Here is a 14,106-nt window from a genome sequence, read left to right as displayed (position 1 = left end):
CTTGTGTCTTCCCGCACGTCACTCGGCGCGTCATCTCTCCTGCACCATCCCGTACGTCACTCAAGCGCGTCATCCCTCATGTATCGTCCCGTACGAGCACCCCGCGCGTCATCCGCCGCTACAGTCCCGCACAGAGGGGCGTGAGCGGGCGGGCGGCTTCGGCAGTCAGCCGCTGTCAGCCCCGCCCGTTCTCTCCTTCTGCCGCCCCTCCAGCGCCAGCCGCGCGACGGACAGGCTCGCCGCGTCGCCGACCTGCTCGCCGAGACCGGCAGGAACGATCTCGCAAGCCTGCAGCGAGACGGCCAGCGCTTCGCGCCGCAGCTCCTCCATCACGAAAGGCTCCAGCAGCTCCCGCTGCCGCGCATAAATGCTGCCGATGACGATCCGCTCCGGATTGAGCACGTCGACCAGCACGGCCAGGCCGCGGCCGAGCTGCCGTCCGACCGTACGCATGACCGCAAGCGCCAGCTCGTCGCCGGCCTGTGCCGCTTCGCCGACCGCCTTCGCCGTAATGCCGGCGGCGGCGCCGCGGTCCGCGGCAAGCAGCGTCCGCTTCCCGGCGGCCAGCCATTCGACGGTCATGGCCGCGGCCAGTCTGGCTATCCCGCCGCCGCTGCAAAACCCTTCGAACGAGCCGGCCTTGCCGTAGCCTTCCGGTCCGTCCTCGGCAAGCCGCATATGCCCGACTTCCCCGGCCATGTCGTTCGCTCCCGCATACAGCCGCCCGTTCAAGATGAGGCCCGCTCCCATGCCGGTCCCGAACGTGAGGAAGATCATGTTTTGCGTTCCTCTGCCCGCCCCCCACTTCCATTCCGCCAGCGCGCACGCGTTGGCGTCGTTCTGCAGGCCGACCGGAACGCCGAACCGTTCCCGGACGGGCGCCACGACGTTGAAGCGGTCCCATCCGGGCAGATTGGGCGGCGACAGGACGAGCCCGGACCGGCTGTCCAGCGGCCCGCCGCAGCTGATGCCGACGGCGGCAAGCGGCGGATGGCCGTGCCTCGCCAGCAGCTCCTCCAGCTCGCGGCACAGTCTTGTTATCGCGGCTTCCGGACCGGACGGCGTCGGGAACGCGATCTTGTCCGCGATTTCGATTCCGCCGTCCGTTTCCGTTCCGATCACGGCGGCGCATTTCGTGCCGCCGATATCCAATCCGCCAAGCACCGCCGTCATCCGAAAAACGCCTCCTCCAGCATCATGCATAACGCGTGATAGATGGGCAGATGCCGCTCCTGAATGTCGGGCGTCGACGTATAGGGCACCCGGATCGCGATATCGCACAGCTCCTTGAGCCTTCCGCCGCTTTCTCCCGTCATCGCGATCGTCGTCAGCCCGACTGCCTTGGCGACCTGCACCGCGCGGACAACGTTGAGCGAATTGCCCGAAGTGCTGAATACGAGCAGCGCGTCCCCAGGCCGGCCGTAGCCGTACACTTGCTGGGCGAATACCATGTCCGCCGCCACATCGTTAATGAACGCCGTCGACAGCGCCGACTGGCTGACGAGCGAGATGGCGGGCAGCGCTCCCTGCAGATGACCTGCCAGGTAATCCGCTTCCGCCTCTCCATACATCGCCAGTTTGTCCCGCATTTCCGCCGGCACCGGCCGCTTCGACATAAACCCTTTCATCAGTTCGCCCACGACATGCTCGCAGTCGGCGGCGCTGCCGCCGTTGCCGGCGAGCAGCAGCTTGCCGCCCCCCGCGAACGTGCGGCGCAGCGCCTCGAACGCCTCCGCGATCTGGCCGCCGCAGCCGCCCAGATCGGGATACTTTTCCATCAGCCGCGCCAGGATCGCGCTCATTCCGTCTCCTCCTCGTCCCATTCCAGCAGATTGGTTTCGCGCACCGGCGCGCGCTCGTCCCGGGGAACGCGGAACGTCTTGATCTCGCAAGGCCCGAACGCCGCCCGAATCGTCCGGTTCCACTTCGGCAGCCGAATCTCCGCCGTCGTCGCTCTCCGTTCCGTCTCGTAGCAGCGGATAATCAGGTCATCGTTGTCCTCGGCCCGTTTGACCGCGCTGACGACGATGTTGTCGCAATCGACCGACAGGTACGAATCAGCCTGCGGCAACGGTCCTTCATGATAAGTCTCGATGACGGCGATCGGTCCGCAGTTCAGTTCGGCGGCGCGCCGCACCGTGCCGGCCCGCTCCCACGATCCTTCGTGCGGCAGCAGCGAATAGGAGAACCGCTGGATGCCCTGATCGATATAGGAATATTCGCCGTCCGGGTCCGGCTCATACGGCACGTGATGCGCGTAGATCGGGCTGCGCAGCACCGTCAGCGCCAGCTCGCGGTTGCGGATGCTGTAGCTGTATTTCGCGTCGTTCATCAGGCTAAGCCCGTATACTTTGTTGCTCGACTGTATAATTCCGGTCATATCGACCCAGCTTTGTCCCGGTTCCTCTTCGCCGTTATGCTCACGCTCGATCGTGCCGTACGGAATTTCGTACGTCTGCTTGCTGAAGATGACGTTGACCGGAAACACGAGCTTGAGCATCTTGAACGTCTCCCGCCAGTCGACCGTCACCCGCACGTCGATCTGATCGCGGTCCGGATACATCGCGAAATCCTGGATGAGACGTGAACGGCCGTATTCGCTGACGACCCGGATCACCGATTTGACCGGACCGTGCTCGATGCGGCGCACGCTGACCGCCTTGAACGTATCCAGCACCTTGTCGAAATAGCGCACGTCGTGGCTCCACGTATCCGACCGATCCTCGATCACATCGGGGCGCGCGGCCGGTCCCTTGAACACCTCGTGGTCCAGCTTCTTGTCGCGCAGACTGCGGATCCAGCCGGTGTCGGGATCGAATTCAAGCCGGTACCGCCCGTTTTCCATATAGGTGTCGCCCGCCTTGATCGGCTCGCCGGCCGGCCGGGCTGCGCTAGCGCCGGTTATCAGCTTGTAAACCCGATAGCCGAGCGGCGGCAGATCGGCCATAAAGCTGAGCCGGTATCTGCCGTTCGCGGCCGCCAGCGACTGCACCGTCTGGAACGGAACGGGACGGCCTTCGTTGTCAACGAGCGACGTCTCCGGCCGGATGCCGCCGACCTCCAGCTCGACGTTGACGCGGCTGTTCCAGGCATGCGGATTGAAAACGACGATCGGCTTCATCCGCTCGTCCTGCTCGATGCCGATGCTCCACGACAGCGACTGGACGGCGTAATTGAGCGAACGGTCGGCGATCGCCATCGCTTCCCCGTACAAATATTGCGCGTCCTGGTACGCAGGCTCCAGGCTCGTGCCGGCCAAAATATCGTGAAACTGGTTGAACAGCACGTTTTTCCACGCGCGGTCGAACTCCTGCGGATACGGCTGCCCGGTCAGCCAGCTGGCCAGCGCGGAAAATTTCTCGGCGGCGATGAGCCGGTTTTCCGCCATCCGGTTCCACTGCTTGACGCCGGAGTGGGCCGCATAGCAGCCGCTCGCATGATGCTGCAGATCGTCATGAACGACCGGGAAGTCGATGCCCTTCTGTTCCATGTCGCGAAAATAGCGGTCGGGAGTGGCGAACACAAGCTGCGGCATGTCCGGATCGCCGTTCAGACGGTAGATGCTTGCGATATTTTCTTTCGTCGGTCCGCCGCCGTGATTGCCGACCCCATAGAACAGCATCAGATCGTTCAGCGGCTCGCGAAACTCGCCGAACGTCCGCCGGACATGATCGTCCAGCTCCTTGCCCCAGGACAGATACTCGAACAGGATGCGGAAGGCGAGCACCCGCGAGCCGTCGTCGGATTCCCACCAGAACAGCCGTCCCGGCAGTCCCTTCTCGTTCGGCATCGGACGCATGAAAACGTAATAATCCATGCCGCTTTTTTCAATATTTGCGGCAGCATGCCGTGGTGCCCGAAGCTGTCGACGTTGTATCCGACCTTGGCGGTGACGCCGAGCTTTTCCTTGAAATACCGCTGGCCGTACAGCCCTTGACGCACGAACGATTCGCCGCCGGGAATGTTGCAGTCCGGCTGAATCCACCAGCCGCCGACGATATGCCACCGGCCTTCCCGCACGCGCTGGCGGATTTCCTCGAACATGGCCGGGTCGTTGTTTTCAATCCATTCGTACATCGCCGCCGAGCTAGAGGTGAAGATGAAGTCTTCCGATTCCTTCATCCGGTCCAGCGCGGAGCGGAACGTCGCCTTCGCCTCCTGAAAGCCTTCCTGCCATTGCCACAGCCAGACAGGGTCCAGATGGGCGTTGCCGATCATATACAGCTTTTTGTCCTTCATATACCCGCACTCTCCTCCTTCTCACGCCTGACCCTGCGCGAAGCAAGCCGCCTTGCCCGCGCTGCATACGAAACGGGTTATCTTCTCTTCGACCGTCCGCGCGACCGCAGCCCGTCCGGCTTCGAGCGAAGCCGGGTCCAGCGCCTTGCATTCCGCATTCGTCATCCGCTCTTCGCGGCCGAGCGCGCCGAGCAGCGCCAGCTCCAGATCGGTGGCGATATTCACCTTGCTGACGCCGCCGCCGGGCAGCTCGAACGCCTTGCGCATCATCTCCTCCGGGACGCCCGAACCGCCGTGCAGGACGAGATGAACCGGCGTCAGCGCGCGAATGGCGGCAAGCCGTTCGTAATCGATGCGCGGGCGCTTCACCAGATAGACGCCGTGCGCGGTGCCGCAGGAGACGGCAAGCGCATCGACGCCGGTCAGGCGGACGAACTCCGCCGCCTCCCGCGGATCGGTGAACAGCTCCTCGTCCTTGTCGGTCTCCACGAAATCCGTCGTGCCGATCATGCCGAGCTCGGCTTCCACGGATACGCCGTGCGCATGGGCGTATTCGGCCGCTTCGCGGCTGATCGCCACGTTCTCCGCGAACGGCTTCTCCGACGCGTCGATCATGACCGACGTAAAGCCTGCGGCGATCGCGTCGCGAATCGTCCCGAGTTCCTTCGTATGGTCGAGATGAAGCACGACCGGCACCGTAATGCGGCGGTCGCGGATTTCGCGGTAGAACGTTTCGGCGAATTCGCCCGGCGTGATGCCGTAACGAATCAGCTCCTTGTGGGAAATTTGCACGATAAGCGGTGAAGCCGTCCGCTGGCCGGCCTCCAGCACCGCCGCAATCATCGGCGTGTAGCGCGGCGAGAACGAACCGGTCGCATAACGATTCGTTTCCGCCACAACCAGCGCCTGTTTTAATGTCACGACATTATCGGGTTTTCGTACGGCCATCTCTTCCCTCTCCCTTTCTCTCTTGATCGCGCCGTACGTCCGGCGCGCCTTCGCTTCTCGGAGCGCCGGTTATTCGCCGCGCTCTCCGTACAGCTTGCGCTTGACCGCTTCCATTCCGAGGCGCGGACTTGTCAGAAACCGTCCGCGTTCCTCCGGCGCAAGCCGTTCCAGCACGCGGGCCATCGACGCCTGCGCCAGCACGACCCGGTCTGTCACAGCGGCCAGCTCCCGCAGCGCGGCGGCAAGGTCCTCGTCGTGCCCGTCGCGGTCGCCTGCCGCCAGCTTGCGGTAAGCGGAAGCGACAAGCATCGGCCGGATCGACGGCGTAACGCCGATCCGCTCCGCCTGCTGCCGCAGCAGATCGGCCGTCGGCTTCAGCGTCGTCTCGAGCGTCGCCGCCACGCCGATTACGCCGCCCGAGCGGACCGCTTCTTCGGCCATCGCTTCGTCAATGCGGACGATCGGCACGCCGACGTCCGGCTGAACGCGGGCGACGAGCCCGCCGATCGACGAGCAGGCGTTCAGTATGCAGTCCGCCCCCTGCTTCTCGGCGATAAGCGCGTACTGCCGCCACCGTTCTTCAACCGCTTCGATCCGGCCGCCGTTGCCGATCAGCTCCGGCAATATCGAATCGTCCACCAGATTGAACAGCTCCAGATCCGGCATCAGCTCCAGCGCAAGCGTCTTGAGCGGCTCGACCGTCACCGGCGTCGTATGGATAATGGCAAGCTTTCGTTTCATCCGTTTTCGCTCCTTTGCATCGTCGATAGCGCCTCCTCCGCGCTGCGGAACAATCCCGCCCCGACGCCGGCGTAGATCGCCGCTCCCCACGCCGCTTCTTCGGCCGCCGCGGCAAAATGAAGCGGCATGCCGAAGCGCTGCTCCGCAAGCCGCCGCAGAACCGGATTCCGGCGCAAGCCGTTGCCCGATCCGGCGACGACGGCAATGCCTTCGCGCACCGGCTTCGGCAGAAGGGAGACGAAACGCGCCAGCTCGTCGAGGATGCCCCGCAGCACGCCGAGTGTCAAGTCGCCGGGATTGAAGTTATGCTCGGTCAGCCCCGCGATATATCCGGTTTTATCGGGATGCAGCCTCGTCCCGAAAAACTGCGTGCCGACGGCAAGCCGTCCCCCCGGCGGCCCGTCCGCGGCTTCCCGCTCCAATGCTTCCCCGGCAAGCCGGTTCATCCGTTCGTACAATCGTCCCTCCTCCGCCTCTTCCCCTGCGGACCGGCTCCCGGCTTCCGCCTCCGGCCCGCTGCAGAAGGCGGCGCATACGCCGCGGAAAAACCGTTCCAGCAGCGCGTAGCTTTTGCCGCCGCCAAGCGACGCGCCGACGAGCAAATATCCGCCGCCGGGGAACGGCCGCGCTTCGAGCGGCGCATTCGCCTGCGGCCGCTCCGCATACGCGGACAATTGCGCTCCCGTGCCGACGTTGACGAGCAGCGTTCCGCCAAGCGCGGGAACGGCGCCGAGAAAGCTCGCCTGGTTGTCGCCGATGGCGCAGACGACCGGCGTTCCTTCCGGCGTCCGGCCGACGACCGCCTGCCGTTCGCCCGCCACCCGCGGCAGCAGCGCGTCGTCCAGGCCCGCCCGGCGCACCGCCTGGCGGTCGAAGTCGAGCCGCTCCAGCGCGAACAGGCCGAGACCGGCGGCGTTCGACGGATCGGTCAGCGGGGCGGCAAGACCGCACAGCCGCATCGCCAAATAATCGCCGATCGTACAGATCGATGCGGCATCCGGCGGCACCTCGCCGCGCAGGACGTTGACGTAATGCGTCGCCAGGCCGTAGCCCGGCGCGACCGAATAGCCGGACGCCTCCGCCAGCCGCTCGGCGTATGTCGCCCCGCCGCCGCTATCGGCCGCAAGCGCCGCCCGTCCGTCCTGCCACGTATAGAGCGGACTGCATGCCATTCCGCTGCGGTCCGTGTAGACGATGCCGTGCATTTGGCATGATATGCCGATGGCGGACAAGGCAACGCCCCCGCCTTTCAACCGTTCCGTGCACGCCGCAAGCAGCCGCATCGCTTCGGCGACGATGCGCTCCGGGTCCTGCAGCCGCTCCCACGGCCGGTCGGACGGGATGGACGCATCGTTGGCCGAGCGCAACGTGACGATCTCCCTGCCGGTCGCGGGATCTCCTATCGTGCAGCATATCGAGGTCGTGCCGATGTCGATGCCGGCCAGCATCATCGCTTCTCTCCCCTTTCCAACAGTTGCAGGTCGCCGGATAAGTCTTTTCCGGCGCAAGTTGTTGCAAGCCGTTACAACCATTCGTCGATCTTGAGCGCATCGGCGTAAGCCGCCGCTTCCTGGGCGGCGTACAGCACAAGCCCGACGCACCAGGCATGGGACAGCGTCAGCATCATCCCTTTGGGCTGGAAACAGTTCGTATTGTAAAACCGTTCCGTCACCATCCCTTTGTAAGCGTTGAAATCGCCGTCTTCCCTGGCGATAAATTGCAGGAAGCACGCGATATGATCCCGCGTCCGGTCCAAATAATAGTCGTCGCCGGTATACGTCCACAGCCGCAGCATCTCCGGCACGCAGAACAGCCCGTAATTGTGCAGATGCTGGTTCGACGGCGACGCCTGGTCCGCGCCGCGCGAACGAAAGTCGTACTGCGCGAGCAGCGAATGGCGCGGAAACTGCAAATTGTACGTCCAGCGGAACGTCATCGTCCAGTCGGCCGCGCTGCGCGCGAGCCGCAGCCATTCGTCCCGCCCGTCCGCTTCGTACAACAGCACGTACGCGACGACGGCGTTGTAACCGTCCTCGGACGTCGGCGTCAGATGGACGTCTTCCGGCGCGCCGTAAATCCATTCGTCGCGCACAAACTTCGTATAGTAGCGCCCGGCGCGGACGGCCGCCTCCCGGAACGCCGCTTCCCCGAAGCAGACGGCGCCTTCCAGCAGCGCGGCGATCCAGAGAATGCCGCCTGCGCCGTCCCATTCCTCCACCTCGCCGGTTTCGCAGTGATAGTAGGAGCCGAAGCAGCCGTCTTCCCGCTGAACCTTCACCGCAAAGCGCAAATTGGACAGCGCCGCGCGCTCCCAGTCCGGATGGTCGCAGCCCCGCTTCCGCTCGTCGGCCAGCGCCCGGATCATGAACAGCGTCGCCTCCGCCAGCGTTCGCGCCTGCAGCCAGGTCGGCTTCGGATTCCAGCCGCAAGTCCAGCCTTTGCCCTGGATCCACGAAGCCCAGAAGGCGCCGCACGGGGCAATCCCGGAAGCGATCTTGTCCAGCACGGCCGTACCTGCCTGCACATAATCGCCGCGGCCGCGCTCACGTCCGTAGCGGAGCAACGCGCCCGCATACGGCGCGCCGCTCACCCAGCCGACATGCATATGAGACCGGTCGCCCAACTGCCGGACATTGTTGTTCAGTTCCCGGTCGAACGCCGCCGTCTCGTACAGCAACGCTTCCTCCGGCCGATAATGCCACGTGTAAAGACCGTGGGCGGTCAGTTCCGCCGCTTCCTCCAGCCCCATCCACGGCCGCAGCTCGTGCTCGGCGCAATGCAGCTTGTACAGCTGCCGCACGAACGGATCGTAAGCGTGCGGATCGCCGTGCGCCGCGTATACCCGGAAGCGGATCGACACCGTCTCGCCCGGCGCGAAACGGTAAACCTTCACGTCGGCAGGTGCGGGAACCGGCTCGCCGACGAACGTTACGGGCTCCTCGCGGTACGGGAAGTCGACCCAGATCGTCGTGCCCGATTCGTTGCCGCGGAACCCGAGGCCGTTCAGGCCGAGCGGCGACGTCTCGTCGACCGCGATCGCGCCGCATATGCCGTCGTTCCAGGCGAACACCGCCGGCAGCGCGGCGCGGTCGGCTCGGAACGACCAATAATCCGACACCATCCGCTGCGCATCCCCGCCCCTGTAATCGTAACGCGGGTATTGGCGGGCGTTATGCTCGAAGCGATTCTCCTTGTAGAACGCGCCGGGAATCATCCAGTACGGCCGGCCGGGCCCGGTCAGCTCCGCCGCGAACCGCAAGCTGTACGCCGCCGGTTCGCCGCCGGTGTAGGCGATCCGCATCGTGACTTCCGCGTACGCGCAGCCGTCCCGGACGAAGCGCCACTCCTGCTCCGCCCCGAACGATGCCGATGCGCCCTTCGCGCGGAAACCGCCCGGCATGCCTTCTACGCCGTCTATCGCCACAGTCTCCCGCGCGCCGCCTTCTTTCTCCGCGGCCAGCAACGACGAGACGCGAAGCGCATACGATCCGGAAGCTCCTCCTTCCGGGAACAGCCGCAGCTCGGCGCCTTCCTTCGCCCCCTCCGCACGCGCGATCGTACGCCACTCCATCATACTCCCCCCTCGCTCATCCGCGTCATTGGCATCCCGTTTCCTCGCGCAAGCCGTACAGCTCGATCAGATTGCGGCGGAATATCCGCTCCGCCAGCTCCGCCGCTTCCGCTTCGTCGAGCGCCCCGTCCGCGACCTTCTCCGCGAGCACTTCGCCGACAAGCTTGCGCGCCAGCTTCTGATGGGCGTACGTTCCTTCCACATAATTGTAATCGCCGCCGAACGCCTGCAGCTTCGTTTGCGGCACCATCTCGAACAGCTGATGCAGCGCCCGCTTGGCCACGGTAGGCGAAATAATGTACAGCCATGTCATATCCGCATAGACGTTCGGAAAATTTTTGGCGACGCTCATATATTCATCCATATACGGGTACCCGGCATGAAGCAGCACAAACTTCGCTTCGGCATATTCATGCAGCAGCGGCAGCAGGTCCGTCACCCGCGAATTCGTAATCGTATTGCCGTTGCCCGATACGCTCGTCTCGTGATGGCCGGTATGAATTTGAATCGGCATGCCGGCCTCGACGGAACGGCGGATGACATGATGGATCAAATAGTCCTGCAGCGGCTGAGCCTCGGGCTGCGACACGCCTTCGTTCAGGCTGTCGCGCATCAGCCGGTTGAACACCCGTTCCGCCTCGGCTTCGTCGGGCTTGCCGCAGGCGAGCGTGCGCCAATAGGCGTGTCCGAGCTTGGTGGCGACCATCCCTTCGCGGACATACCGGTCAAATACCGCGTCCACGGCGTCCACGTAACGGCGCAGCGTATGAACCGCAATTCCCGCTTCCCGCTCGACGGCGGCGATATCGTTCCGTTTTCGCAAATGGTACGTAAAATCCATAAACATGACCGGCCGCAATAGCGGCGTTCCCATATCCGTCGTATAAATGAGCGTAAAGGCGACATCGATGCCCGATTTCTCCACCAGCACGCGGCGGTACAGCTTCTCCGGGTCGGCCGATGCCTCCAGCACCTTGCCGTGCAGCTCGAGCAGCCCGTTCACGCTCCAGTCCTTCATACCGTACAAATCTTCCATCGCGGTCCGGAACATGCGCGCGTAAGTCGTATTTTTCGTTCTTTCCCAATATTTCAAAAAGACCGCCGCTTTCTCCTCCTCGCCGATGCCCGGGCGCTTCAACGCGTTCCGTTCCATCCCGGCGGCGATCAAATCGGATTCCAAATAATGCAGCAGGCCGAACAGACCGGTCTTGTCTTGGCGCCGCAGCTTCGGTGTGGCCAAATGCTCGTGTCCGTCGATAATCCGGATCGATGCGATGTAATCGTGCAAGCTGCTCATCGGTTTGCTCCTCCCACTCGAAAAAATTCGCGACTGCTTCTGGCGCGAGAAGCAGCCGCCCTCTCTCTTTTTTTGTCAAAGTATCCGTTGTCAGTCGATCTGCAGCTCGGGGAACGCGTTTTTCACTTCTTTTTTGAATGCGGCGACGACATCCTCGTACGGCGTATTGTTCGTGATACCTTCACCGGCGACTTTCCGCCATTTGCTCAAAATGTCCTCGCCGTATTTATCCGCTTTCAGTCCCGGCATCGCTTTGACCATTTCATAGTATGGCTTCAGAATGTTCTGGTCGCCGAACATCGGCGATTTGAACGTGTCCAGGTTTTTCTCGTATACTTCGGCATTGCCTGGCATATTGCCGGTCTTGTTCAGGTTGTATTCCTGCCATTCCGGGCTCGCGATATATTTGATAAATTCGTAGGCAAGCTCCTTGTTTTCGGATTTCTCGTAAATGGCCCGATACGTGCCGCCGACATAGAAACCGAGCGGCGTCTTCGCCACGCCGTATTTGCCGACCGCTTTGTCGTCCTTGTTGTCGACCATGAACCCGGCCCATGCCGGCATCGAGACGAGCACGACGCTGCCGTCGTTCAGGGCGTTGCCCCAGCCGGCCGACATGAACGGCAGTTTGGCGTCGACATTGTTGTTGCGGATTTCTTTTTGCACCTCATAATATTCCTGCCATTTCGGATCGATGTTCAGCTTGCCGTCCTTCACCCACGGCTCGACGTTGTAGGCGGCCATATCGAACACATCGCCCGCATTGGCGATCAGATGCACTTTGCCGCCGCTTTCGGCGTACACCTTTTGGCCAAGCTCGATAATTTTATCCCAGCTGTCGACCATCGCGCTGATTTCGTCCGGATCGTCGGTACCGAGATACTTTTTCGCATTTTCCCGAATATACCAGAAGCCGCCGGGAGAGGAGTGATCGGAGATCGCCCGCACTTTGCCGTCTGCCGAAACGCCAAGCTCCTTCACGTACGGAATGTAATTTTGAACGAGTTCGTCCGCGCCCATCGCCGACAAATCGGCTACGAACGGAGAGTCGATAAATTTGCCGATATACGCCCGTTCCAGATCGAATATATCCGGCACATCGCGTCCGGACTGCAGCGCCGTCAGCAGCTTCGTCTGATATTGGTCGCCGGGAAACATTTTCACTTCCACCTTGACGCCCGGATGTTTCTCCTCGAATTTTTTCGCCATTTCATTGACCTGATCGAAGAACGTCCAGATGACGAGGTTGCCCTTGAGCTCGCCCGTCTCCCCGCCCGGCGCGCCGGACGTATCGCCGGACGTATCGCCTGATGTTTCGCTGTTTGTATTGCCGGCGCTGTCCTGTGCGCCGTCTCCGCTTTTGCCGCCGCAGGCGGCCAGAAGGCTCACAACCATCATGATGGCCAGCGTTGCCACAAACCATTTCTTCAAGTTCATCGTGATCGCCCCTTAAGTTTGTTCAGACTTGTCTGATCCTTTCGACCCTTCCTTGTAAAAGCACCGATACGAATCCCAAACCGTTTCAGCCGACAACCGTGCCCCGGCATCACCTCCCATCAGATTTTCCTCCGCGCGGCCCGCTTCAGCCTTTCACCGCTCCCGCCGCCACGCCGCTGATAATCCGTTTCGACATGAACGAGAAGAAGATGAGAATCGGCACGACGGAAATCACGATGCCGACGTACTGCGCGCCGAAGTCGGACGAAAATTGCGATTTTACGCTTGCGATCATGACCGGCAGCGTTTGCAGCTCGTTGTCGAACAAAATGATCATCGGGTTCAGAAAGTCGTTCCACTTGCCGATGAATGCGAAGATGCCGAGCGTCGCCATAGCCGGTCCCATCAACGGCAGGACGATGCGGTGAAAGATGGCGAGTTCTCCGCTGCCGTCGATCCGGCCCGATTCGATAATTTCCGTCGGAACCGACGAATCGGCGAACTGCTTCATCAGGAAAATGCCGAAAGCGTTATAAATCGACGGCAAAATGAGCGGCCAGTACGTGTTCAGCATATGGAACGCGTCCATCAGCTTGTAGAAGCCGATAATGCCAAGCTGCCCCGGAATCATCATCGTGCCGAGCACGAACAGGAACAGAAAGCCTTTGAACCGGAACTGGTACTTGGAGAAGCCGTAGCCGCCGAGCGCCGCGAAATACAGGTTGATCGCCGTCGCCGTCACCGTGATGAATACGGTGTTCAGGAACCCCCGCCAAATATTGACCGTATCGATCAGCCGTTCGTAGTTGGCCATGAACTGGTCGCCCGGAATCAGCAACAGCCGTCTGGCGATATCGGAATTGGCGTGCGTCGACGTAATGAACATGCTGTAAAACGGCAATAAACACGTAATGGCCACCGCGATCAGAAACGCGTACAGGATGATGACGACCGCGATCGGTTGTTTCGTTGCTCCTTGCATGGCTGCCGCTCCTCCTATTCTTTCAGTTTCGACGCTCTGGCCGTAACCGCCGTGAAGAACATGACGACGGCAAAGATGCCGAAAGCGACCGCAGAGCCGTAGCTGTAATCGAAGTTTTTAAAGGCGGTTTCATACAGGTACATGACCATCGTCCGCGTCGAGTTTTCCGGGCCCGCCCCCAGCATGAGCGCCGAATCGAACAGCTGCAGGCCGCCGATTACCGACGTGATGAACGTAAACAGAAATACCGGCCGCAGCAGCGGCAGCGTAATTTTGAGAGCGATCTGGGTTCTCGTCGCGCCGTCCACCTCCGCCGCTTCGTAGACCGTTTCGGGGATAGCTTGCAGGCCGGCGATGAATACGATCATGTTAAAGCCGAAATATTGCCAGCACGTGACAAGCGCTACAATGATCCGCGACCAGAGCGGACTGTTGAACCAGTTGAACGGCTCCTGAAGGATGCCGACGCTCATCAGCAGCTTGTTGACGCTGCCCGTCTGCCAGTCGAACAAGAGGCTGAACATAACCCCGAGCGTTACCGGCGTCACGATGTGCGGGAAGAAGTAGACCGCCCGGAAAAAGTGCTTGCCGCGCACGAATTTCTCATTCAGGATGAGCGCAAGCAGCAGCGCCAGAATGAGCTGCGGCACGATAGACAAAATCCATATGATGAGCGTGTTTCCGATCGTCTGGTAGAAGAAGCTGTCCTGCAGCAGCCGGCTGTAGTTGGCCAGCCCGACGTACACCGGATCGGTGAAGCCGTCCCATTTCATAAAGCTTAAGTAGAGCGTATACAAAATCGGCACCAGACCGAAAACGGTAAAGCCGACAAAGAACGGCGCAATGAAGAAATAGCCGTAATACGATTTGTTCACTTTCGTATTCATCGGA

Annotated in this window: 11 protein-coding genes and 1 pseudogene; all 12 read right to left on the bottom strand. The window is 62.0% G+C overall.

What is annotated here, in order from left to right:
• Positions 1-165 precede the first annotated feature (165 nt).
• Entirely contained in the window at positions 166-1,173 is a 1,008-nt protein-coding gene (locus PACILC2_RS19920) for an ROK family protein (RefSeq protein ID WP_213530378.1), read from the bottom strand.
• Positions 1,170-1,802 (bottom strand): D-sedoheptulose-7-phosphate isomerase, encoded by a 633-nt coding sequence (locus tag PACILC2_RS19915; protein WP_213530376.1) that lies wholly within the window; start codon positions 1,800-1,802, stop codon positions 1,170-1,172. The genes PACILC2_RS19920 and PACILC2_RS19915 overlap by 4 nt, the downstream gene beginning before the upstream one ends.
• A complete protein-coding gene (locus tag PACILC2_RS27325) occupies positions 1,799-3,121 on the bottom strand; it encodes a glycoside hydrolase family 38 C-terminal domain-containing protein (protein ID WP_372447184.1) in 1,323 nt (440 codons plus the stop codon). Before PACILC2_RS27325 ends, PACILC2_RS19915 begins: the two co-directional genes overlap by 4 nt.
• 45 nt (positions 3,122-3,166) lie before the next feature.
• A pseudogene (locus PACILC2_RS27320) lies at positions 3,167-4,218 on the bottom strand (glycoside hydrolase family 38 N-terminal domain-containing protein); the annotation flags it as partial.
• 42 nt (positions 4,219-4,260) lie between these two features.
• Positions 4,261-5,187 (bottom strand): class II fructose-bisphosphate aldolase, encoded by a 927-nt coding sequence (locus tag PACILC2_RS19905; protein ID WP_213530372.1) that lies wholly within the window; start codon positions 5,185-5,187, stop codon positions 4,261-4,263.
• A gap of 69 nt (positions 5,188-5,256) precedes the next feature.
• Positions 5,257-5,928 (bottom strand): aspartate/glutamate racemase family protein, encoded by a 672-nt coding sequence (locus tag PACILC2_RS19900; RefSeq protein ID WP_213530370.1) that lies wholly within the window; start codon positions 5,926-5,928, stop codon positions 5,257-5,259.
• Positions 5,925-7,379, bottom strand: a complete 1,455-nt coding sequence (locus PACILC2_RS19895) for a sedoheptulokinase (RefSeq protein WP_213530363.1) — start codon at positions 7,377-7,379, stop codon at positions 5,925-5,927. Before PACILC2_RS19895 ends, PACILC2_RS19900 begins: the two co-directional genes overlap by 4 nt.
• Before the next feature lie 71 nt (positions 7,380-7,450).
• A complete protein-coding gene (locus PACILC2_RS19890) occupies positions 7,451-9,502 on the bottom strand; it encodes a YyaL domain-containing protein (protein ID WP_213530361.1) in 2,052 nt (683 codons plus the stop codon).
• A 22-nt stretch (positions 9,503-9,524) separates the two neighbouring features.
• Positions 9,525-10,796 carry an amidohydrolase family protein gene (locus PACILC2_RS19885; protein WP_213530359.1) on the bottom strand — a complete coding sequence of 424 codons (1,272 nt, stop codon included), beginning with the start codon at positions 10,794-10,796 and terminating at the stop codon, positions 9,525-9,527.
• A gap of 90 nt (positions 10,797-10,886) precedes the next feature.
• Entirely contained in the window at positions 10,887-12,233 is a 1,347-nt protein-coding gene (locus PACILC2_RS19880; RefSeq protein ID WP_213530357.1) for an ABC transporter substrate-binding protein, read from the bottom strand.
• Positions 12,234-12,378: 145 nt separating this feature from the next.
• Positions 12,379-13,215 carry a carbohydrate ABC transporter permease gene (locus PACILC2_RS19875; RefSeq protein WP_062492070.1) on the bottom strand — a complete coding sequence of 279 codons (837 nt, stop codon included), beginning with the start codon at positions 13,213-13,215 and terminating at the stop codon, positions 12,379-12,381.
• 14 nt (positions 13,216-13,229) lie between these two features.
• Positions 13,230-14,102, bottom strand: a complete 873-nt coding sequence (locus PACILC2_RS19870) for a carbohydrate ABC transporter permease (protein WP_213530355.1) — start codon at positions 14,100-14,102, stop codon at positions 13,230-13,232.
• Between the last annotated feature and the right edge of the window lie 4 nt (positions 14,103-14,106).

It is taken from the genome of Paenibacillus cisolokensis, assembly GCF_018403665.1.
Lineage (GTDB): Bacteria > Bacillota > Bacilli > Paenibacillales > Paenibacillaceae > Paenibacillus_AH > Paenibacillus_AH cisolokensis.
This window is presented reverse-complemented; position numbering and strand designations above follow the sequence as displayed.

What these genes read in the sequence shown, in the direction of transcription:
- PACILC2_RS19905 (WP_213530372.1), bottom strand. Translation starts at nt 5,187, where the DNA reads ATGGCCGTACGAAAACCCGATAATGTCGTGACATTAAAACAGGCGCTG.
- PACILC2_RS19900 (WP_213530370.1), bottom strand. Translation starts at nt 5,928, where the DNA reads ATGAAACGAAAGCTTGCCATTATCCATACGACGCCGGTGACGGTCGAG.
- PACILC2_RS19920 (WP_213530378.1), bottom strand. Translation starts at nt 1,173, where the DNA reads ATGACGGCGGTGCTTGGCGGATTGGATATCGGCGGCACGAAATGCGCC.
- PACILC2_RS19885 (WP_213530359.1), bottom strand. Translation starts at nt 10,796, where the DNA reads ATGAGCAGCTTGCACGATTACATCGCATCGATCCGGATTATCGACGGA.
- PACILC2_RS19895 (WP_213530363.1), bottom strand. Translation starts at nt 7,379, where the DNA reads ATGATGCTGGCCGGCATCGACATCGGCACGACCTCGATATGCTGCACG.
- PACILC2_RS27325 (WP_372447184.1), bottom strand. Translation starts at nt 3,121, where the DNA reads ATGAAGCCGATCGTCGTTTTCAATCCGCATGCCTGGAACAGCCGCGTC.
- PACILC2_RS19915 (WP_213530376.1), bottom strand. Translation starts at nt 1,802, where the DNA reads ATGAGCGCGATCCTGGCGCGGCTGATGGAAAAGTATCCCGATCTGGGC.
- PACILC2_RS19870 (WP_213530355.1), bottom strand. Translation starts at nt 14,102, where the DNA reads ATGAATACGAAAGTGAACAAATCGTATTACGGCTATTTCTTCATTGCG.
- PACILC2_RS19880 (WP_213530357.1), bottom strand. Translation starts at nt 12,233, where the DNA reads ATGAACTTGAAGAAATGGTTTGTGGCAACGCTGGCCATCATGATGGTT.
- PACILC2_RS19890 (WP_213530361.1), bottom strand. Translation starts at nt 9,502, where the DNA reads ATGATGGAGTGGCGTACGATCGCGCGTGCGGAGGGGGCGAAGGAAGGC.
- PACILC2_RS19875 (WP_062492070.1), bottom strand. Translation starts at nt 13,215, where the DNA reads ATGCAAGGAGCAACGAAACAACCGATCGCGGTCGTCATCATCCTGTAC.